We start from the raw sequence: 19884 nt of genomic DNA, 5'->3' as shown, positions 1-19884 counted from the left end.
CAAACCGTAGGCGATGCCCCCGGATGAACCCGGAGCGAAGGAACCCGAGCCTTAGCGAGGGCCGGACGTCAGGGCAAAGCGTTTTGGTTACTTTTGGGCGTCTGCAAAAGTGACCCGCCGTAAGGGCGGAACCCTAACCAGCCACCCCCGCAGCAACGGATATGTACACCACCAGCCAAAAAAAAACGGCACCTCCCAGTGCCGTTTTCCAGCTTCAATGTTTACTTCCGCGCATCCGCCCAAGATTTCAGCAGCTCGTTATAACTCACCGTCTCCCCCTTAGGCTTCTCATTCGCCAACTTAGGCTTCGGCGCCCCCGGCTGATCAAACCAATACTGCGCATCCCGCTCCGGATTCATCTTCGGCGCACACACCGCCTGCGCCTTCGAACGCTCCAGACGCGTCATGATCGCATCCTGATCCTTGGCCAACCCATCCAGCGCCTGCTGCGGCGTCTTCTCACCACTCGCCGCCTCAGCAATATGACTCCACCACAACTGCGCCAGACGCGGATAGTCCGGCACGTTAGTCCCGGTCGGCGTCCACTGCACCCGCGCCGGGCTGCGATAAAACTCAACCAGACCACCGAGCTTCGGCGCCAGATCAGTCATCGCCTGCGAGTTGATGTCCGACTCACGAATCGGCGTCAGCCCGACAATGGTTTTCTTCAGCGACACGGTTTTCGACGTCACAAACTGCGCATACAACCACGCCGCGAGTTTCTGCTTCTCAGGCGTCGACTTCATGAACGTCCACGAACCCACGTCCTGATACCCGAGCTTCATGCCTTCCTCCCAATACGGCCCGCGTGGCGATGGCGCCATCCGCCACTTCGGCGTGCCGTCGGCGTTGACCACCGGCAGGCCCGGTTTGGTCATATCGGCGGTAAACGCGGTGTACCAGAAAATCTGCTGGGCGATATTGCCCTGCGACGGCACCGGCCCCGACTCGGAGAAGGTCATGCCTGCCGCTTCCGGTGGCGCATAAGCCTTCAGCCAATCGACATATTTCTGCGTGGCGAACACAGCGGCCGGGCCGTTGGTGTCGCCGCCACGGGTCACGCTGGAACCGACCGGATGGCAGTCCTCGACGCGAATCCCCCACTCGTCCACCGGCAAACCGTTGGGCAAGCCCTTGTCGCCGCCACCGGCCATGGAGAACCAGGCATCGGTGAAGCGCCAGCCCAGCGACGGGTCTTTCTTGCCGTAATCCATGTGCCCGTAAACGCGCTTGCCGTCGATTTCCTTGACGTCTTCGCTAAAGAATTTGGCGATGTCTTCATAGGCCGACCAGTTCACAGGCACGCCCAATTCGTAGCCGTACTTTTCCTTGAACTTGGCTTTCAGATCGGCGCGCTCGAACCAGTCAGCGCGGAACCAGTAAAGGTTGGCGAATTGCTGGTCAGGCAGTTGATAGATCTTGCCGTCCGGCGCGGTGGTGAACGAAATGCCGATGAAGTCCTTGATGTCGAGGGTCGGCGAAGTGAAGTTCTTGCCTTCGTTGGCCATCAGGTCGGTGATCGATTCGGTCTTGCCGTAGCGAAAGTGCGTACCGATCAGGTCCGAGTCGTTGACCCAGCCGTCATAGATATTTTTGTCGGACTGCATCACCGTCTGCATTTTCTCGACCACGTCGCCTTCTTGCAGCAGGTCGTGGGTGAGCTTGATCCCGGTGATTTCGGTGAAGGCCTTGGCGAGCACTTTCGACTCGTATTCGTGGGTGGTCAGGGTCTCGGAAACGACCTTGATTTCCATGCCGCGAAACGGCTCGGCGGCCTTGATGAACCACTTCAATTCTTCGAGCTGCTGTTCAGCCGTCAGGGTCGACGGTTTGAATTCACTGCCGATCCATTTTTTCGCCGCGTCTTCGTAGGCATCGGCCCACGCGGCGGCGCTCAAACCGCTGAGTGCCAGCATGGCTGCCAATGAAATGCTATGTCGCAGCTTATTGTTTTTGTCGAACATAGAGACCTCCTGTTTAGGATTTCGGAGCACGGTTGCCGATTGACTCGACTAGCCCCAACGCATCACAGCCAACAGCCACACCAGGGACAACGCGGACGCCACCCAGATGCTCCAGTCGGTGGCGCCGATCACCAGCAAATGCAGGTAGGCGCTGCCGAGAAGACCGATAAACAAACGATCGCCACGGGTGGTGGCAATCGGTAGAAAACCTCGCCGCAAGATGCTCGGCGAACGCAATTCCCAGGTGGTCATGCCGACCAGCAGCAGACCGATGACGATGAAAAATGCTGCGGTGGGCGTGGTCCAACTCATCCATTCCATCATCAGCTCCTCAGACCCGACCGAGGGCAAAGCCCTTGGCCACGTGGTTGCGAACAAACCAGATCACCAGCATGCCCGGCAGAATGGTCAACACCCCCGCCGCCGCCAGCACGCCCCAATCGATACCCGATGCTGAAACCGTACGCGTCATCACCGCCGCTATCGGCTTGGCGTTGACCGAGGTCAACGTGCGCGCCAGCAGCAGTTCGACCCAGGAAAACATGAAGCAGAAAAACGCCGTGACACCGATACCGGAGCCGATCAGCGGGATGAAAATTTTCACGAAAAATTTGGGGAAACTGTAGCCGTCGATGTAGGCGGTTTCATCGATTTCCTTGGGCACGCCAGACATGAAACCTTCGAGAATCCACACCGCCAGCGGCACGTTGAACAGGCAGTGCGCCAAGGCCACGGCGATGTGCGTGTCGAACAGCCCAATCGACGAATACAACTGGAAGAACGGCAGCAAAAACACCGCCGGTGGCGCCATACGGTTGGTCAGCAGCCAGAAGAACAGATGCTTGTCGCCAAGAAAACGGTAGCGCGAAAACGCATACGCCGCCGGCAGCGCCACGCTCAGCGAAATCACCGTGTTCAGGCTCACGTAATACAGCGAGTTGAGATAGCCGTTGTACCAACTCGGATCGGTGAAGATCACTTTGTAGTTCGCCAGCGTGAAGTCCTGTGGGAAAAGTGTCAGGCCGCCGAGGATTTCGGTGTTGCTCTTGAAGGACATGTTCAGCAGCCAGTAGATCGGCACCAGCAGGAACAGGATGTACACCAGCAACGGAATAAGCTTTCTTTTGCTCATGGCCGGGCCTCAGCGGTTGGCGTCGGAGTGCGTCATGGCGGTGTAGAACAGCCAGGACACCAACAGGATGATCAGGAAGTACACCAGCGAAAACGCCGCTGCCGGACCGAGGTCGAATTGCCCTACGGCCATCTGAGTCAACGTCTGACTCAAGAAGGTCGTGGCATTACCCGGCCCGCCGCCGGTGAGCACGAACGGCTCGGTGTAAATCATGAAACTGTCCATGAAGCGCAGCATCACTGCGATCAGCAGCACGCTCTTCAACTTGGGCAACTGAATGTGCCTGAACACCGCCCAGGCCGAAGCGCGGTCGATGCGTGCGGCTTGGTAATACACGTCGGGAATCGCGCGCAAACCGGAGAAGCACAGCAACGCAACCAGTGAAGTCCAGTGCCAGACATCCATCACCAGCACCGTCACCCAGGCGTCCATTGTGTTCGCCGCGTAGTTGTAGCTGATGCCCATCGCGTTGAGGCTCGACCCGAGCAGACCAATGTCCGCACGGCCGAATATTTGCCAGATGGTGCCGACCACGTTCCACGGGATCAGCAACGGAATCGCCAGAATGATCAGCACCACCGACGACCAACGGCCCTTGGTCGGCATGGTCAGCGCGACGGCAATGCCCAGCGGAATTTCAATCAACAACACGCACGCCGAGTAGATGAACTGACGCAGCAACGAGTCGTGCAGACGCGGGTCGAGCAGCACTTGCTTGTACCAGTCAGCGCCGACGAAGTAGCGGCTGGACTGGTCGAAGATGTCCTGCACCGAATAGTTGACCACGGTCATCATCGGGATCACCGCACTGAACGCCACCAGCAGGAACACCGGCAACACCAGCCACCAGGCCTTGTTGTTCTGCACCTTGTTCATGGCTGCACCTCGCCGCTGTCGGCTTCAAGCAGAAACTCATCGGCATAAACCATCAGCCACTGCGCCGGAAAACTGATGTACGCGGTGCCCTGCGGCACCGGTTTGTCTTCGGCCAGACGCACTTTCAACGGTGCGCCGTCGAGGTCGAGGGTCATGATCTTGTAGGTGCCGAGGTCTTCGACGTGTACGACGTTTGCCTGCATCGCGTCATCAAACGGCTCGTCCCACACGTGAATGAATTCAGGACGGATACCGACCTTCAGATTTTTCCACTGGCCGTGCTCGATATGTCGCTGCATGGCGTCGGACAACGGCAAGTGCGTCGAGGCAAAACCGACGCCACCGGGTTGCGGCTGCACTTCGATCAGGTTCATCCCCGGGCTGCCGATGAAATAGCCGACAAAGGTGTGGCTCGGCCGTTCGAACAATTCCCGTGGTGTGCCGAACTGCACAATTTGGCCGCCGTACATCACCGCGATCTTGTCGGCGAAGGTCGAAGCCTCGAGTTGATCGTGGGTGACGTAGACCATGGTGATATTGAACTGCTCGTGAATCTGCTTGAGCTTGCGCCGCAGTTTCCACTTCAGGTGCGGGTCGATCACCGTTAGCGGCTCGTCGAAAAGGATCGCCGAAACGTCATCGCGCACCAGACCACGGCCCATCGAGACTTTCTGTTTTTCGTCGGCGGTGAGGTTGCGCGCCTTCTTGCTCAGGAGGTTTTGCAGGTCGAGCACTTCGGCAATTTCCTGCACCTTGCTGTGCACTTTCGCCTCGGCCATGCCCTGATTTCGCAGGGGGAAGGCGAGGTTATCGAACACGGTCATGGTGTCGTAAACCACCGGAAACTGGAAAACCTGGGCAATGTTGCGCTTCTCCGGCGTCAGGTCGTTGACCGCTTTGCCGTCGAACAAGACGTGGCCCTGCGAGGGGCTGAGCAATCCGGAAATGATGTTGAGCAACGTCGACTTGCCGCAACCCGATGGGCCAAGCAAGGCGTAAGCGCCGCCCTGCTCCCAGACGTGATCCATCTCGCGGATCGCGTAATCCTCCGCGCCGCTCGGGGTTTTGCTGTAGCTGTGGGCGAGGTGCTGCAAACGGATTTCGGCCATCAGGCAACCCTCGCGACACGCCGGCCCGGTGCTTGCACCAGACGGCCCTGCGCATCGAAAACGAACAGTTTATGGGTCGGGATGTAAATGCGGATCGGCGCATCGACGTCGTATTCGTGAACGCCGGGCAGGTGCAGCACCAGCAGAAAATGCTCGTTGCGCACGTGCAGGAAGGTTTCCGAACCGCTGATCTCGGCGACTTCGACGGTGACCGCCAGTTCGAGATCGTCATCGTTGCTCGGCACCAGCGAGATGTGGCTGGGGCGCACACCGAATCGGAACTCGCCCTCGCCTACTGGACGCAGATCGACGTTTAACGGGAAATGCACATAATTGGCGAAGCTGACTTCGTTGCCGGCGATGCGCCCCGGCATCAGGTTGATCGGTGGCTCGGAGAACAATTCGGCAGCGAGCACGGTTTGTGGCTGGTGATACACCGAGGTCGACGGGCCGCTCTGAATCACTCGGCCTTCGTGGAGGATGGTCGTGGTGCCGCCGAGGGCCAGTGCTTCGTTGGGCTCGGTGGTGGCGTAAATCGCAATGGTGTGGCGCGCCTTGAACAGCTCGCGCATTTCCTGGCGCAGTTCTTCACGCAGTTTGTAATCGAGGTTGACCAGCGGCTCATCGAACAGAATCAGCTCGGCGTCTTTGACCAAGGCGCGGGCCATGGCGGTGCGCTGCTGTTGTCCACCGGACAGCTCCAGCGGATAGCGCTGCAGAAACTTCTCGATGCGCAACATCCGCGCGGTTTCCTGCACTTTGCTGTGGATGATCTCTTTCGACACACCGGCCTGCCGCAGCGGCGAGGCGATGTTCTCGAACACGGTCATGGTCGGGTAGTTGATGAACTGCTGATAGACCATCGACACGTTGCGCAAACGCACCGGACGCTGGGTGACATCGACGCCGTTCATCAGGATGCGGCCGCTATCGGGCTTGTCCAGACCAGCCATCAAGCGCATGAGGCTGGTTTTGCCAGACAGGGTGCGACCGAGCAAAACGTTGAACGAACCGGCTTCGAATTTCAGGCAGGCATCGTCGATCCAGGTCTGGCCCTCGACGGTGCGGCTGACGTGCTCCAGGGTGAGTGACATGGCTCGGCCTTTTTATTATTGGAGTCAAGCGACCTGTGCACGGGAGCGAGTTTCGTGCCAGAAATGGCAAGTGATTGATTAGTCGTGAAAATCGTTGAAAGCGTGGCGAACGAGCGTTCATTGCTGAACACATTTGAACAGTCGGGCGATTGACAATGAACAATAGTGAACAACACTCTATGAACGCTTTTTACCCAATTCTGTGAACGCCGTAGATCCATTGTAGGAGTGAGCCTGCTCGCGATAGCGGTGAGTCAGTCGATGCAATTTTGTCTGATAGACCGCTATCGCGAGCAGGCTCACTCCTACAGGGGATCTGTGCAGGTTCCGAAGATCGGGCCCATAACAACAATAAAAATCGCTGCATCAGAGGCTGACTGCCATGGCCGCACCTGCCCCGCCGCTGTCCCACGACGCGATCGTCCAGAATTCCTGGCAACGTTGCCGCGCGTTCGGTCTCGACCACCAAACCACGCCCGCCTTCGACCAGTTGCCCGCCGCCGGCATCACGCACCTGCTCGACCGCCATCATTCACTGGTGCAGACCACGCATCAGGAAGTCCTGCCCTATTACGAAAACATCCTCAGCAACTCCAACTGCCTGATCATGCTCGCCGACAATCAGGGCCAGGTGCTGACGTCGTGGGGCACGCAGCGCTTTATCGAGCCGAATCTGGCCCGGGGTTTTCAGGCTGGTGCGAGCTGGATGGAGCGCTGCAGCGGCACCAATGCGATCGGCACAGCGCTGGCCTGTGAGCAGGCGGTACACATCGAACACGACGAACATTTTCTGAAAGCCAACCGTTTCATGACCGGTTCCGCCGCGCCGATTTTCGATGCCGAGCGCAAGGTGATCGCCGTGCTCGATGTGTCCAGCGACAGTTATCTGCCTCCGTCGCACACCTTGGGCATGGTCAAGATGATGAGCCAGACCGTGGAAAACCGGCTGATCCTCAACCTGTTCCATGGCCAGCATTTTCAACTGACCTTCAACACCGGATTGAACAACCTCGACAGCCAGTGGGCCGGGTTGTTGATTTTTGATGAGAGCGGGCAAGTGCTGTCGGCCAATCGTCGGGCGGATAACCTGCTCGGTGTGCGCTTGTCGCGGGTCAGTGTTGAGAGTTTGTTTAATGTGTCGTTGCTGGAATTGCTCAATCAGCCGGATGATCTGCCGTTTGCCTTGCAGACCTCTGGGCGCAACCGTTTTCAGTGTCTATTGAAACGGCCGAAGCAGGCGTTGGTTCAGCCACGGGTGTTTGTTGCGGAGGCCAAAGCGGCCGCACCATCGGGCATCAGCCTCAACACCTTGCACTTCGGCGACAGTCGCGTGGAAAAAGCTGTACGTCAGGCTGAGCGTTTGTTGGAGAAAGACATTCCACTGCTGATCCACGGTGAAACCGGTGTAGGCAAGGAAGTCTTCGTCAAAGCCCTGCATCAAGCCAGTTCGCGCAGCAAACAGGCCTTCATCGCCGTCAACTGCGCAGCGATCCCCGCCGAACTGGTCGAATCCGAACTATTCGGCTACGAGAAAGGCGCGTTCACTGGAGCCAATCAAAAAGGCAGCATCGGCCTGATTCGCAAGGCGGACAAAGGCACGCTGTTCCTTGATGAAATCGGTGACATGCCGCTGCCGACGCAGGCGCGGTTGTTGCGGGTTTTGCAGGAGCGTTGTGTGCAACCGGTAGGGAGTAGCGAGTTGTTCCCGGTGGATTTGCGGATTATTTCGGCGACTAATCGCTCTTTACGTGAACAAGTGCAATTGGGCCTGTTCAGGGAGGATTTGTATTACCGCATTGGTGGGCTGACGCTTGAGTTGCCGCCGCTGCGGGAGCGCAGTGATAAAGAGGCGTTGTTTAAACGCTTGTGGGAGCAGCATCGCGAGCCGACGCAATGGGCGGGATTGAGCCAGGAAGTGCTGGATTTGTTTGATCGGCATCCGTGGCCGGGCAATTTGCGTCAGGTCAGCAGTGTGATGCAGGTGGCGCTGGCCATGGCCGAGGAGCAGCCAGTAAGACCGGAGCATTTGCCGGATGATTTTTTTGTCGATCTGGAGATGGAGCCGGTGGAAACCTGCGCCCCGTTAGGGATTGATCTGAACGATGTCGAGGCGTTGAACCGGGAGCTGAAGGCTTCCGGGGGCAATATCTCGCATTTGGCGCGGCGGTTGGGGGTGAGTCGCAATACGCTTTATAAGCGGTTGCGGCAATTGGGGGGTTAGCAGCGCAGATCAAAAGATCGCAGCCTTCGGCAGCTCCTACAGGGATCGTATGTAGGAGCTGCCGAAGGCTGCGATCTTTTGACTTTAAATGGCTGGCTCAACCTGCACAGCCGAAGCCGCCGCCAATGTGCGCAACCCCACCCGCACAACGACCACCATCATCAAACCCGCACCAATAGCCACCGCAAATCCCGCTCGCGCGCCAAAGGCATCAATCACTATCCCCGCCAGCATGCCGCCGAGCGCAACACCCACGCTGATACCGGTAGTCATCCACGTCAGCCCCTCGGTGATCCGCGACGGCGGGATAATGATCGTGCCCATTTTCATCACCACAACCATCGTCGGCGCAAACGAGATGCCGGCGATAAACAGCGCGGCGGTCAGCACATAAACGTCCGTCGCAAAAACCGGCAGCACACCGGTAAACGCCGTGACCAATATCCCGATCAGGAACTGTTTTTCAATCGCCAGGGAAACCCTCATCGCCCCGAACGTCAGGCCTGCCACCAGCGAACCAAAGGCATAAGCCGCGAGAATGAATGTCGCCGACGCTGGCCAGCCTTGCGCATTGGCGAACGCAACGACGGCGACATCGATTGCCCCGCCGATAACGCCCATCGCCAGCAGCGCCAAAACAATGGTGCGGACGCCAGGGATCAGCAAGGTTGAGCCGGCATGACTGCTGTGGCCCACGACAACCTTGGGTTCGGTCTGGCGTTGCAGTACAAACGCCGTGACCCCGATGGCCAGCAATCCGACCGCGACCAGCGGCCCCGCTTCGGCGAAAAAGCTCACGCTCAGTCCGATTGCCAGTGGCGGGCCGACGATGTAGGCCATTTCGGTCAGAACCGTATCCAGCGAAAACGCCGTGTGTAACTGCGGCTTGCCCCGGAATAGCTGCGTCCATCGGGCGCGGATCATCGACGGCATGCTCGGCATCGTCCCCGCCAGAGCCGCCAGAATAAACAGCCATGCGGCGGGCGCGCGAATGTACACGGCGATGATCAACGCCAACAGCATCACGATGCTGAAAGCCGTCACGACCGGCAGCACGCGGCTCTGGCCGCGCTGGTCAACGAGTTTCGAGATATACGGGCCGAGCATTGCATTGGCCAGGGTAAAAGTGCCGGCGACTGCACCGGCCAGCCAGTACACACCGGTTTGCTGAACCAGCATGGTGATGATGCCAATGCCGATCATCGCCTGCGGCAACCGCGCGATGGAGCTCGCGAGCACTAACCCGGTGGCGCCGGGGGTCGCGAACAGTTCGCGGTAGTGATTGGCCATGATTTCTCCGTTGCAGAATCGTCATCGACGCAGCATCCGGCTGCGTCAGACATCAAGACCTACGCGCAGAGCAAAAGCAACCTCGGCTAAAAGCACAGATCAAAAGATCGCAGCCTTCGGCAGCTCCTACATGAGACGCGATTTCTGTAGGAGCTGCCGAAGGCTGCGATCTTTGATCGTTCCCACGCTCCGCGTGGGCATGCAGCCGGGGACGCTCCGCGTCCCTGCAAAACCGAACGCGGAGCGTCCGAAGAGGCATTCCCACGCAGAGCGTGGGAACGATCAAAACCAGTCGATTACGGATTCGGTACAGCACGTTCACGTCGGCGTATCTCGTGAGCATCCCCCACTCAGTCCCCTCTCCCTCCGGGCGGTCCGACGTTTCGGGAGGGTTAGGGTGAGGGGCTCTTCTCGCGGCCAAACAAAAACCCGCACAAGGCGGGTTCTGTTTTGCAGCAATCAAGCTATCAGTCAGCCAGACGCCAGGTAGTCCCACCCTTGCCGTCTTCCAACACAACACCCATCGCCGTCAACTGATCACGAATCCGGTCCGACTCAGCCCAATCCTTCCCGGCCCGAGCCGCCAGACGCGCCGCAATCAGCGCATCAACTTCAACCGCATCGACACGCCCTTCGGCGCCCGCCTGCAGGAAGTCATCGGCTTCCAACTGCAACACACCCAACACGCTCGCCAGTTCTTTCAAACGCGCCGCCAGACCCGCCGCCGCATCGAGATCGCTCTCACGCAGACGGTTGATCTCCCGCACCATCTCAAACAGCACCGCGCACGCTTCCGGGGTACCGAAGTCGTCGTTCATCACGGTAGTGAAGCGTTCAACAAACGCTTCGCCGCCCGCCGGTGCAACGGTCGGCAAGCCTTTGAGCGCGTGGTAGAAACGCTCGAGTGCGCCTTTGGCGTCCTTGAGGTTGTCTTCCGAGTAGTTGATCGCGCTGCGGTAGTGGCTCGACACCAGCAGGTAACGCACGACTTCCGGGTGGTATTTTTCCAGCACGTCGCGGATGGTGAAGAAGTTGTTCAAGGACTTGGACATCTTCTCGCCATTGATGCGAATCATGCCGCAATGCATCCACGCGTTGGCGTAGGTCTTGCCGGTCGCCGCTTCGCTCTGGGCGATTTCGTTTTCGTGGTGCGGGAACTCGAGGTCGCTGCCGCCGCCATGAATGTCGAAGGTCTCGCCGAGGCAGCAGGTGGACATCACCGAGCACTCGATGTGCCAGCCCGGACGCCCGGCGCCCCACGGCGATTCCCAGCTTGGCTCGCCCGGTTTGGTGGCTTTCCACAGCACGAAGTCCAACGGATCCTGCTTGGCTTCGTCGACTTCGATGCGCGCGCCGATACGCAGGTCTTCGATCTTCTTGCGCGACAGCTTGCCGTAGCCCATGAATTTGGCGACGCGGTAGTACACGTCGCCATTGCCCGGGGCGTAGGCGTAACCCTTGTCGATCAAGGTCTGGATCATGCTCAGCATGCCCGGAATATGATCGGTGGCACGCGGCTCCATGTCCGGTTTGAGGATGTTGAGACGCGCCTCGTCCTCGTGCATCGCGGTGATCATGCGCTCGGTCAGCGCGTCGTACGGCTCGCCGTTTTCGCGGGCACGATTGATGATCTTGTCTTCAATGTCGGTGATGTTGCGCACGTACGTCAGGTTGTAACCGCTGAAGCGCAACCAGCGGGTCACCAGGTCGAACGCGACCATGCTGCGGCCGTGGCCGATGTGGCAGTAGTCATACACGGTCATCCCGCAGACGTACATGCGCACATTGTTGCCATCCAGCGGTTTGAAGACTTCTTTGCTCTTGGTGAGCGTGTTGTAAATCGTCAGCACTTTTAATTTCCTTGACGCTGAATCACTGGCCCCACGAATCACGCAGGGTCACGGTACGGTTGAATACCGGCTGACCTGGTTTCGAGTCCTTCAAATCGGCGACGAAGTAGCCTTCGCGCTCGAACTGGAAACGGTCTTCCGGCTGCGCATTGCCAAGCGATGGCTCCGCACGACAACCGGTGAGCACCTGCAGCGAATCAGGGTTGATGTTGTCGAGGAAACTTGCGCTGTCTTCAGCCTTCTCAGGGTTCGCCGAACGGAACAGACGATCGTACAGACGCACTTCGCACTCGACGCTGGCCGCAGCCGGTACCCAGTGGATCACGCCCTTGACCTTGCGGTCTTCAGGGTTTTTACCGAGGGTTTCCGGGTCGTACGAGCAACGCAGTTCGACGATGTTGCCGTCAGCGTCCTTGATCGCTTCGTCGGCACGGATCACGTAGCTGCCGCGCAGACGTACTTCGCCGGCCGGTTCCAGGCGCTTGTAGCCCTTTGGCGGCTCTTCCATGAAGTCGTCACGGTCGATGTAGATTTCCCGGGCGAACGGCAGCGCGCGCAAGCCCATGTCTTCTTTCGGGTGGCGCGGCAGTTCGAGGTTCTCGACCTGGCCTTCCGGGTAGTTGGTGATCACGACTTTTAGTGGACGCAGCACGCACATGGCACGCGGCGCAGTGTGGTCGAGGTCATCACGGATGCTGAATTCGAGCATGCCGAAGTCAACCACGCCGTCGGAACGGTTGGTGCCGACCATTTCGCAGAAGTTGCGGATCGATTTCGGCGTGTAGCCACGGCGGCGGAAACCCGACAGCGTGGACATGCGTGGATCGTCCCAGCCATGCACGTGCTTTTCATCGACCAGTTGCTTGAGCTTGCGCTTGCTGGTGATGGTGTAGTTGAGGTTCAGACGGCTGAACTCGTACTGACGCGGGTGCGCCGGCACTGGCAGCGCGTCGAGGAACCACTCGTACAGCGGACGATGGCTTTCGAATTCCAGGGTGCAGATAGAGTGGGTGATGCCTTCGATGGCGTCCGACTGACCGTGGGTGAAGTCGTAGTTCGGGTAGATGCACCACTTGTCGCCGGTCTGGTGGTGATGAGCGTGGCGGATGCGGTACATGATCGGGTCGCGCAGGTTCATGTTCGGCGAGGCCATGTCGATCTTCGCACGCAGCACGCGGGCGCCGTCCGGGAACTCACCGGCGCGCATGCGGGCGAACCAGTCGAGGTTCTCTTCGACGGAGCGGTCGCGGAACGGGCTGTTTTTGCCCGGCTCGGTCAGGCTGCCACGGTATTCCTTGGCTTGCTCCGGCGTCAGGTCGTCGACGTAGGCCTTGCCAGCCTTGATCAGCTCAACGGCCCAATCGTGCAACTGGTCGAAATACTGCGAGGCGTAGCGCACTTCGCCGGACCATTCGAAGCCCAGCCATTTGACGTCGGCTTCGATCGCGTCGATGTATTCCTGGTCTTCCTTGGCCGGGTTGGTGTCGTCGAAACGCAGGTGCGTGACGCCGCCGAACTCCTGGGCCAGGCCAAAGTTCACGCAGATCGACTTGGCGTGGCCGATGTGCAGGTAGCCGTTGGGCTCAGGCGGGAAACGCGTGACGATCTGGGTGTGCTTGCCCGAGTCCAGGTCTGCCTGGATGATCGGCCGCAGGAAATTGACCGGCACGGCGGGGCCGGACTTGGCATTCGAGGTAGGGTCGACAGTGGGCTTGCTCATAGGATCCTTGACTTACAGGTGCGCGGCCGCAGTGGGGGCCAGACAAAACAAAGCCGCTATCATAGCCGATGCTGTCAAGGGGCTGACAGAGCAGGCCCTATAAAGGCATGCATTTAATCGCCGGGATTTGAAAAACTGCCTCGAAATTCGCGCCTGTCACGCTAAACTGCGCACCTTGGCCCACGCTGGCTGAACCGGTTTGGGGGCTCGATGTCCCAAAACCACGAATTCCTCTAAAGAGAAGCGATCATGACTCAAGTCAAACTGACCACCAACCATGGCGACATCGTCATCGAACTGAACGCTGACAAGGCGCCGATCACCGTCGCCAACTTCATCGAGTACGTGAAAGCCGGTCACTACGAAAACACTGTTTTCCACCGTGTCATCGGTAACTTCATGATCCAGGGCGGCGGTTTCGAGCCAGGCATGAAAGAAAAGAAAGACAAGCGTCCAAGCATCCAGAACGAAGCTGACAACGGTCTTTCCAACGACAAGTACACCGTTGCCATGGCTCGCACCATGGAGCCGCATTCGGCTTCCGCGCAGTTCTTCATCAACGTTGCCGACAACTCTTTCCTCAACCACAGCGGCAAGAACACTCAGGGCTGGGGTTACGCGGTATTCGGTAAAGTGACCGCCGGCACCGACGTTGTCGACAAGATCAAAGGCGTGTCGACCACCATGAAGTCCGGCCACCAGGACGTACCAGCAGACGACGTGATCATCGAGAAAGCCGAGATCATCGAAGCGTGATATTGCTGATTTCAGACTTGCATCTGGAAGAGGAGCGCCCGGACATCACCCGGGCGTTTCTGGATTTGCTCGCCGGACGCGCCCGCTCGGCGAGTGCGTTGTACATTCTTGGCGACTTCTTTGAAGCGTGGATTGGCGACGACGCCATGACGCCCTTCCAGCGTTCCATCTGCCAGGCCCTGCGCCAATTGAGCGACAGCGGCACGGCGATTTTTCTGATGCACGGCAATCGCGATTTCATGCTCGGCAAGGCGTTCTGCAAAGAAGCCGGCTGCACGCTGCTGAAAGACCCGAGTGTCGTGCAGTTTTACGGCGAGCCGGTGCTGTTGATGCACGGCGACAGCCTCTGCACCCGCGACGTCGGCTATATGAAGCTGCGCCGCTATCTGCGCAATCCGGTCACGCTGGTTATCCTGCGCAATCTACCGCTGAGCAGCCGCCATAAACTGGCGCGCAAACTGCGCAGCGAGAGCAAGGCGCAGACGCGGATGAAGGCCAATGACATTGTTGATGTCACGCCGGAGGAGATTCCGCGGATCATGCAGGAGTTTGGGGTGAAAACCCTGATCCACGGCCACACCCATCGCCCGGCGATTCACAAGTTGCAGATTGGTGATGAAGCGGCAAAGCGGATTGTGCTGGGAGATTGGGATCGTCAGGGTTGGGCGTTGCAGGTGGATGAGAGCGGCTATGCGCTGGCGCCGTTCGATTTCGCCCCACCGCTGGCATTGCCGCACGGCTGAAGATCGCCACCCCCTCACCCCAACCCTCTCCCGAGGGAGAGGGAGCCGATTTGTGGGCTTTTCAAAACCTGAGTTCGACTCGGTATTGCAAGTCGGTGTAGTTCAAACATCCATCTCGGTCAGTCCCCTCTCCCTCCGGGAGAGGGTTAGGGTGAGGGGCTTTTGACCTCAGTGCCCCGAAGCGGCAGGGCCTGCCTTCGCGGCAAACGGCGGCTTCGCCAGCCACACAATCAAAATCAACCCCATAAACCCCCACCCCAGCAGCGTGAAGTAATCCACGGTCGACAGCATATACGCCTGACTGGTCAGCACATGATCCAGTTGCGCATACGCCGGGTTGCTCGCCCCGCCCAACTGGTTCAGCGCCTCCCGCGTCGCCGGTTCATACGTGCTGATGCTCTCGCTCATATACGCATGATGCTGGTCAGCCCGACGAATCCAGATCCACGTAGTCAGCGAAGCCGCGAAGCTGCCGCCCAACGTCCGCAGGAATGTGGCAAGACCGGCGCCGTCGGCGATCTGGTTCGGCGGCAAGTCCGACATCAGAATGCTCAGGGTCGGCATGAAGAACAGCGCCACGCCAATGCCCATGAACAGTTGCACCAGCGCGATATGCTGGAAATCGACTTCGTTGGTGAACTCGGCGCGCATAAAGCAGCTCAAGCCAATCGCCAAAAACGCGATGCCGGCGAGTAATCGCAAGTCGAACTTGTGCGCGTATTTGCCGACAAACGGCGACAGCAGCACCGGCAGAATCCCGATCGGCGCCACGGCCAGACCGGCCCAGGTCGCGGTGTAGCCCATTTGCGTTTGCAACCACTGCGGCAGGATCAGGTTGATGCCGAAGAAGCCGGCGTAACCCAACACCAGCACCAGCGTGCCGATGCGGAAGTTGCGGTAAGCGAACAGCCGCAGATTCACCACCGGGTGGCGGTCGGTCATTTCCCAGATCACGAACACCGCCAGCGCCACCACGGAAATCGCCGCGCCGATGATGATGAAATTCGACTCAAACCAGTCGAGGTCGTTGCCCTTGTCGAGGATCACCTGCAAGGCGCCGACGCCGATGATCAGCGTGATCAGACCGACGTAATCCATCGGCTGACGGCTGGTTTCCACCGGCCGTTTGGCCAGTTGCGAACGCACCACCATCACCGCAAAAATCCCGATCGGCACGTTGATGAAGAAGATCCACGGCCAGCTATAGCTGTCCGTAATCCAGCCACCGAGAATGGGGCCTGCAATCGGCGCAACCACCGTGACCATCGCCAGTAACGCGAGGGCCATGCCTCGCTTCGCGGGGGGATAGACCGCGATCAACAGGGTTTGCGTCATCGGATAGAGCGGCCCGGCGACCAGGCCTTGCAGGACGCGGAAGCCGATCAGTTCCGGCATCGACGTCGAGATACCGCAGAGAAACGAGGCCAGCACGAACAGAATCGTGGCCCAGAGAAACAGTTTCACCTCACCGAAACGCCGACTGAGCCAACCGGTCAACGGCAGCGCAATCGCGTTACTCACGGCGAACGAAGTGATCACCCAAGTGCCCTGCTCCGAACTCACCCCGAGGTTGCCGGAAATCGTCGGCAACGCCACGTTGGCGATGGTGGTGTCGAGCACTTGCATGAACGTCGCCAGCGACAGACCGATGGTGCTGAGCAACAGGCTGGGCGGCGTGAAAGAAGCGTTATTGCTCATTGTGAATCCTATGGAACCTGATGGTCGCCGCAGCCCTGTAGGAGTGAGCCTGCTCGCGATAGCGGTGTATCAGTCGAGGAAATTGGGTCTGACACACCGCTATCGCGAGCAGGCTCACTCCTACAAAGTCAGTGCAGGTCAGCGTTGCGCGGTTTTGCTCGCCGCGGCGCTGTTGTCGTGGATCAGTTGCGCGATCATCGCGTCGGCGTCGGCCAGTTGCTGATCGTAGATATTGGTGGTGAACGAGGCCTTTTGCGGTGGCTGCTGCGCCAGCATCGGGCCGCTCTGGTCGTGCAGGTTCACTTCAACGTTGGTCGACAGACCGACGCGCAGCGGATGCTTGGCCAGTTCTTCGGCGTTGATGTGGATGCGCACCGGCACACGCTGAACGATCTTGATCCAGTTACCGGTGGCGTTCTGCGCAGGCAGTAGCGCAAACGCACTACCGGTACCCGCGCCGAGGCTGTCGACGGTGCCGCTGTATTTCACATCGCTGCCGTACACATCGGATTCGATATCCACCGGCTGACCGATACGCATGTCGCGCAGTTGGGTTTCCTTGAAGTTGGCGTCGATCCACAGTTGATCCAGCGGAATCACCGCCATCAGCGCAGTACCCGGTTGCACACGCTGACCAAGTTGCACGGTGCGCTTGGCCACGTATCCAGTGACCGGCGCGATCAAGGTGCTGCGCGCATTGGTCAGGTACGCCTGACGCAATTCAGCCGCGGCCTGCATCACGTCCGGGTGCGAGGAGACCACGGTGTCATCGACCAGCGCGCTGGTGGTTTTCAATTGCTGTTTGGCGTTGGCCAAGGCGTTTTGCGCCGAGGTCAGGTCGTCGCGAGCGTGGGACAGTTCTTCCTGAGAAATCGCGCCACCAGCGGCAAGGTTCTTCCGGCGATTGAAGTTGTCCTGGGCCTTCTGAACTTCGGCCTGTTGCGCGTTGACCTGGGCTTTCATGCCATCCACGTTGCTGTACAGACCGCGCACCTGACGCACGGTGCGCGCCAGTTTCGCTTGCGCACTTTGCAGGCCGACTTCGGCGTCGTTGGGGTCGAAGTTGATCAGCACCTGACCTTCGTGAACCAGATCACCGTCGTCAGCACCGATGCTGACCACGGTGCCGGTGACCAGCGGGGTGATTTCCACAACGTTACCGTTGACGTAGGCGTCGTCGGTGCTTTCATTAAAGCGCCCGATGAACTCGTGATACGCCCACACGCCAGCGCAGGCGAGCAGGACGACAACGGCCAGCACCACCAGCATCACTTTGCGTTTGCGCGGGTTGCCGTTGTCCGGGGTGTTGTCTTGAGCTTGAGTGTTTTCGGCAGTGGCCATGACAATTACCTTGAATTAGTTGTGCGGCGTGGCTGGGGTGGCGTTGGCTGCGGTCAGGGTCTGCCCCTGGAAGCCGCCGCCCAGCGCTTGCATCAGTTGAATCGACAGGTCGATCTGCTCGGCATTGAGGTTGGCCAGTTGACGCTGGGCCTGCAGCAATTGCTGCTCGATGCTGAGCACGTCCAGGTAGTTGCCGATGCCGGAACCGTAACGCTGGACGACGGTGTTGTAAGAATCCTGAGCAATCTCGGTGGCGTGTTGCTGCGCGCCGATCTGCCGGCCGATATCACGCAACTGGTTGATCGTGTCGCTGACATCGCCCAGTGCTTGCACCAGATTTTTGTTGTACTGCGCCACTGCCAGATCGTAATCGGCGTCGCGCGCGTCGAGGTTGGCGCGCAGGCGTCCGCCGTCGAAGATCGGCACCGAAATGGTCGGGGCAATGTTGAAGAATCGACTGGCCGAACCAAACATCGCGTCACCCAACAAAGATTCGGCACCGGCCGAGGCCGACAGGTTCAAGTTGGGATAGAAGCGGGTTTTCGCCGAGTCGATGTCTTTGCTCGCGGCTTCTACGCGCCAACGTGCGGCGACCAGATCCGGACGACGACCGAGCAGCTCGGCCGGCAATACCGACGGCACCGCGACGGCGCTGGCTTGCAGGACTTTCGGCCGGGCAATTTCATTGCCGCGATCCGGGCCTTTGCCGAGCAGCACGGCCAGCGCAATTTTGGCGCTGTTCAGGCGTTTTTCCGCGTCGATCAGGTTGGCCTCAGACGTGGCTTCCAGACTTTGCGTTTGTTGGTATTGATACTGGCTGTCGATCCCCGCACTCAAGCGACGCTGGCTCAGGTCGAGCATTTGTTTGGTGCGTTTGAGGTCGTCGTTGGACAGGTCATAAACGATGTGCGCCTGACCGAGATCGCTGTAAGCGCGAGCGACGTCGGCAGCGAGGGTCAACTGTGCCGCCTGACGATCGACTTCGGCGGCGCGGGCCTGACCGAGTGCAGCTTCCCAGGCATCGCGCTGGCCGCCCCACAGATCGAAGTTGTAATTGAAGCCGGCGCTGACATTACGCACGGTGGCGTAGGCATCGCCCTGCCCCAGCGGATCCTGATCCTTGGCCAGACGCGAGCGGCTGATGCCGGCGCTGGCGTCGAGGGTCGGATAGCGTTCGGCATCGGCGGCATAGGCGGCGGCGCTGGCCTGGTGGGCGCGTGCTGCGGCGATCTGCATGTCCGGGCTGTCGTGCAGGGCTTCGCGGATCAAGCCGTCGAGTTGCGGATCGCCGAGGCTGGTCCACCAATCGCTTTTCGGCCATGCGGCTGGCGACAGGGTCACGCCGTTGAGGGATTGGCCGACTTTCAGGCTTTTCGCATCAAGGTTCTGGCCTTGAGTGTCGAGGCCGCTGTAGTTGGCGCAACCGGCGAGGATCATCGCCGACAGCACCAGCGTCAGGCTGCTGCGCAAGGTTTTACCGCTCATTGTGTTCACCTAACCGCTGGATAGTGATCGGGTCACCGGCTGCCAGCAGGATTTTCTTGAGGATGTATTCCAGGGTCTTCAACTCGTCCGGAGTGACGGCGCCCGCCAGTTCATTCATCGCGTCGGCGCCGATGTGCGGCAGGCGATCGGCCAGTAACTGGCCTTGCTCGGTCAGGGTCAGTTGCACCTGACGGCGGTCGCCTTCGCTGCGTTGGCGAGCCAGAAAACCTTTCTGCTCCAGACGATCGAGCATGCGCGTCATCGAACCGCTGTCGAGCGACAGATGCCGGCACAGTTCGGCCGGGGTATCGACGCCGTACTGGGCCATGATGATCAACACCTTGAACTGCGCGGCGGTGATGCCGTGGGGTTCCATGTGGGTGTCGATGATCCGGTCTTTGAGCAGCGCAGCACGGCCAAGCAACAGGCCGAGATGGCAGTGTTTGAATTCGTCCGGGGTGAAATGCTTCATTTGCTCACCTAATAACTGCCTAGGCAGTGAATGTATGTCGAGATGTTACTGCCTAGGCAGCGAATGTCAACGCAATAGTTAGGTTGCTTAGCAATTAGTTGACCAGTGGGCTTGGTTTTTGTGTTGCCCCGTG

Annotated in this window: 16 protein-coding genes; 3 read left to right on the top strand and 13 right to left on the bottom strand. The window is 59.3% G+C overall.

Going from position 1 to position 19884, the window contains the following annotated elements; translation table 11 throughout:
- Positions 1-221: 221 nt before the first annotated feature.
- The 6 genes from ACIOMO_RS08595 to ACIOMO_RS08570 are packed head-to-tail and all read right to left on the bottom strand — an operon-like array spanning position 222 to position 6175.
- On the bottom strand, positions 222-1964 hold the full coding sequence (locus ACIOMO_RS08595; RefSeq protein ID WP_053121662.1) for an ABC transporter substrate-binding protein: 1743 nt from the start codon (positions 1962-1964) through the stop codon (positions 222-224).
- Between the two features lie 48 nt (positions 1965-2012).
- Complete coding sequence (locus ACIOMO_RS08590; RefSeq protein ID WP_053121664.1) at positions 2013-2285, bottom strand: DUF2160 domain-containing protein; 273 nt, start codon at positions 2283-2285, stop codon at positions 2013-2015.
- A 10-nt stretch (positions 2286-2295) separates the two neighbouring features.
- On the bottom strand, positions 2296-3096 hold the full coding sequence (locus ACIOMO_RS08585; protein ID WP_008083745.1) for a carbohydrate ABC transporter permease: 801 nt from the start codon (positions 3094-3096) through the stop codon (positions 2296-2298).
- A 9-nt stretch (positions 3097-3105) separates the two neighbouring features.
- Positions 3106-3972 carry a carbohydrate ABC transporter permease gene (locus ACIOMO_RS08580; protein WP_007912484.1) on the bottom strand — a complete coding sequence of 289 codons (867 nt, stop codon included), beginning with the start codon at positions 3970-3972 and terminating at the stop codon, positions 3106-3108.
- Complete coding sequence (locus ACIOMO_RS08575; protein WP_282357960.1) at positions 3969-5081, bottom strand: ABC transporter ATP-binding protein; 1113 nt, start codon at positions 5079-5081, stop codon at positions 3969-3971. Before ACIOMO_RS08575 ends, ACIOMO_RS08580 begins: the two co-directional genes overlap by 4 nt.
- Complete coding sequence (locus ACIOMO_RS08570) at positions 5081-6175, bottom strand: ABC transporter ATP-binding protein (RefSeq protein WP_401239929.1); 1095 nt, start codon at positions 6173-6175, stop codon at positions 5081-5083. The genes ACIOMO_RS08575 and ACIOMO_RS08570 overlap by 1 nt, the downstream gene beginning before the upstream one ends.
- Positions 6176-6557: 382 nt before the next feature.
- On the opposite strand from ACIOMO_RS08570, the gene ACIOMO_RS08565 reads away from it, so the two are divergent.
- Entirely contained in the window at positions 6558-8396 is a 1839-nt protein-coding gene (locus tag ACIOMO_RS08565; RefSeq protein WP_401239926.1) for a sigma-54-dependent Fis family transcriptional regulator, read from the top strand.
- Between the two features lie 84 nt (positions 8397-8480).
- On the opposite strand, the gene ACIOMO_RS08560 is transcribed toward ACIOMO_RS08565, so the two are convergent.
- The 3 genes from ACIOMO_RS08560 to ACIOMO_RS08550 all read right to left on the bottom strand — a co-directional run bounded on the left by ACIOMO_RS08560 (position 8481) and on the right by ACIOMO_RS08550 (position 13256).
- On the bottom strand, positions 8481-9686 hold the full coding sequence (locus ACIOMO_RS08560) for an MFS transporter (RefSeq protein ID WP_401239923.1): 1206 nt from the start codon (positions 9684-9686) through the stop codon (positions 8481-8483).
- A 467-nt stretch (positions 9687-10153) separates the two neighbouring features.
- Positions 10154-11536 (bottom strand): cysteine--tRNA ligase, encoded by a 1383-nt coding sequence (gene cysS / locus ACIOMO_RS08555; protein WP_401239922.1) that lies wholly within the window; start codon positions 11534-11536, stop codon positions 10154-10156.
- Between the two features lie 22 nt (positions 11537-11558).
- The gene (locus ACIOMO_RS08550) at positions 11559-13256 is read right to left on the bottom strand and encodes a glutamine--tRNA ligase/YqeY domain fusion protein (RefSeq protein ID WP_401239919.1); all 1698 of its coding nucleotides are present in this window, start codon (positions 13254-13256) and stop codon (positions 11559-11561) included.
- Positions 13257-13505: 249 nt separating this feature from the next.
- On the opposite strand from ACIOMO_RS08550, the gene ACIOMO_RS08545 reads away from it, so the two are divergent.
- On the top strand, positions 13506-14012 hold the full coding sequence (locus ACIOMO_RS08545; protein ID WP_053121679.1) for a peptidylprolyl isomerase: 507 nt from the start codon (positions 13506-13508) through the stop codon (positions 14010-14012).
- Positions 14009-14755, top strand: a complete 747-nt coding sequence (gene lpxH / locus ACIOMO_RS08540) for a UDP-2,3-diacylglucosamine diphosphatase (protein WP_401239916.1) — start codon at positions 14009-14011, stop codon at positions 14753-14755. The genes ACIOMO_RS08545 and lpxH overlap by 4 nt, the downstream gene beginning before the upstream one ends.
- A gap of 168 nt (positions 14756-14923) precedes the next feature.
- Here lpxH and ACIOMO_RS08535 read toward each other — a convergent pair whose 3' ends face one another.
- The 4 genes from ACIOMO_RS08535 to ACIOMO_RS08520 all read right to left on the bottom strand — a co-directional run bounded on the left by ACIOMO_RS08535 (position 14924) and on the right by ACIOMO_RS08520 (position 19751).
- Positions 14924-16453: a DHA2 family efflux MFS transporter permease subunit gene (locus tag ACIOMO_RS08535; protein WP_053121684.1), complete on the bottom strand. Its 1530-nt coding sequence runs from the start codon at positions 16451-16453 to the stop codon at positions 14924-14926.
- A 138-nt stretch (positions 16454-16591) separates the two neighbouring features.
- Positions 16592-17794, bottom strand: coding sequence for an efflux RND transporter periplasmic adaptor subunit (locus tag ACIOMO_RS08530; RefSeq protein ID WP_212544715.1), 1203 nt, complete (start codon positions 17792-17794; stop codon positions 16592-16594).
- 15 nt (positions 17795-17809) lie between these two features.
- Positions 17810-19279, bottom strand: coding sequence for an efflux transporter outer membrane subunit (locus tag ACIOMO_RS08525; RefSeq protein ID WP_401239912.1), 1470 nt, complete (start codon positions 19277-19279; stop codon positions 17810-17812).
- Positions 19269-19751, bottom strand: coding sequence for a MarR family winged helix-turn-helix transcriptional regulator (locus ACIOMO_RS08520; RefSeq protein WP_212551215.1), 483 nt, complete (start codon positions 19749-19751; stop codon positions 19269-19271). Before ACIOMO_RS08520 ends, ACIOMO_RS08525 begins: the two co-directional genes overlap by 11 nt.
- Between the last annotated feature and the right edge of the window lie 133 nt (positions 19752-19884).

The sequence above is a fragment of the Pseudomonas sp. NPDC087804 genome, assembly GCF_044742965.1.
In the GTDB taxonomy this organism is placed as follows: Bacteria; Pseudomonadota; Gammaproteobacteria; order Pseudomonadales; family Pseudomonadaceae; genus Aquipseudomonas; species Aquipseudomonas rustica.
This window is presented reverse-complemented; position numbering and strand designations above follow the sequence as displayed.

Excerpts from the sequence above, each read along its gene's own strand:
- ACIOMO_RS08595 (WP_053121662.1), bottom strand. The coding sequence starts at position 1,964 with ATGTTCGACAAAAACAATAAGCTGCGACATAGCATTTCATTGGCAGCC.
- ACIOMO_RS08590 (WP_053121664.1), bottom strand. The coding sequence starts at position 2,285 with ATGGAATGGATGAGTTGGACCACGCCCACCGCAGCATTTTTCATCGTC.
- ACIOMO_RS08585 (WP_008083745.1), bottom strand. The coding sequence starts at position 3,096 with ATGAGCAAAAGAAAGCTTATTCCGTTGCTGGTGTACATCCTGTTCCTG.
- ACIOMO_RS08580 (WP_007912484.1), bottom strand. The coding sequence starts at position 3,972 with ATGAACAAGGTGCAGAACAACAAGGCCTGGTGGCTGGTGTTGCCGGTG.
- ACIOMO_RS08575 (WP_282357960.1), bottom strand. The coding sequence starts at position 5,081 with ATGGCCGAAATCCGTTTGCAGCACCTCGCCCACAGCTACAGCAAAACC.
- ACIOMO_RS08570 (WP_401239929.1), bottom strand. The coding sequence starts at position 6,175 with ATGTCACTCACCCTGGAGCACGTCAGCCGCACCGTCGAGGGCCAGACC.
- ACIOMO_RS08565 (WP_401239926.1), top strand. The coding sequence starts at position 6,558 with ATGGCCGCACCTGCCCCGCCGCTGTCCCACGACGCGATCGTCCAGAAT.
- ACIOMO_RS08560 (WP_401239923.1), bottom strand. The coding sequence starts at position 9,686 with ATGGCCAATCACTACCGCGAACTGTTCGCGACCCCCGGCGCCACCGGG.
- ACIOMO_RS08550 (WP_401239919.1), bottom strand. The coding sequence starts at position 13,256 with ATGAGCAAGCCCACTGTCGACCCTACCTCGAATGCCAAGTCCGGCCCC.
- ACIOMO_RS08545 (WP_053121679.1), top strand. The coding sequence starts at position 13,506 with ATGACTCAAGTCAAACTGACCACCAACCATGGCGACATCGTCATCGAA.
- ACIOMO_RS08535 (WP_053121684.1), bottom strand. The coding sequence starts at position 16,453 with ATGAGCAATAACGCTTCTTTCACGCCGCCCAGCCTGTTGCTCAGCACC.
- ACIOMO_RS08530 (WP_212544715.1), bottom strand. The coding sequence starts at position 17,794 with ATGGCCACTGCCGAAAACACTCAAGCTCAAGACAACACCCCGGACAAC.
- ACIOMO_RS08525 (WP_401239912.1), bottom strand. The coding sequence starts at position 19,279 with ATGAGCGGTAAAACCTTGCGCAGCAGCCTGACGCTGGTGCTGTCGGCG.
- ACIOMO_RS08520 (WP_212551215.1), bottom strand. The coding sequence starts at position 19,751 with ATGAAGCATTTCACCCCGGACGAATTCAAACACTGCCATCTCGGCCTG.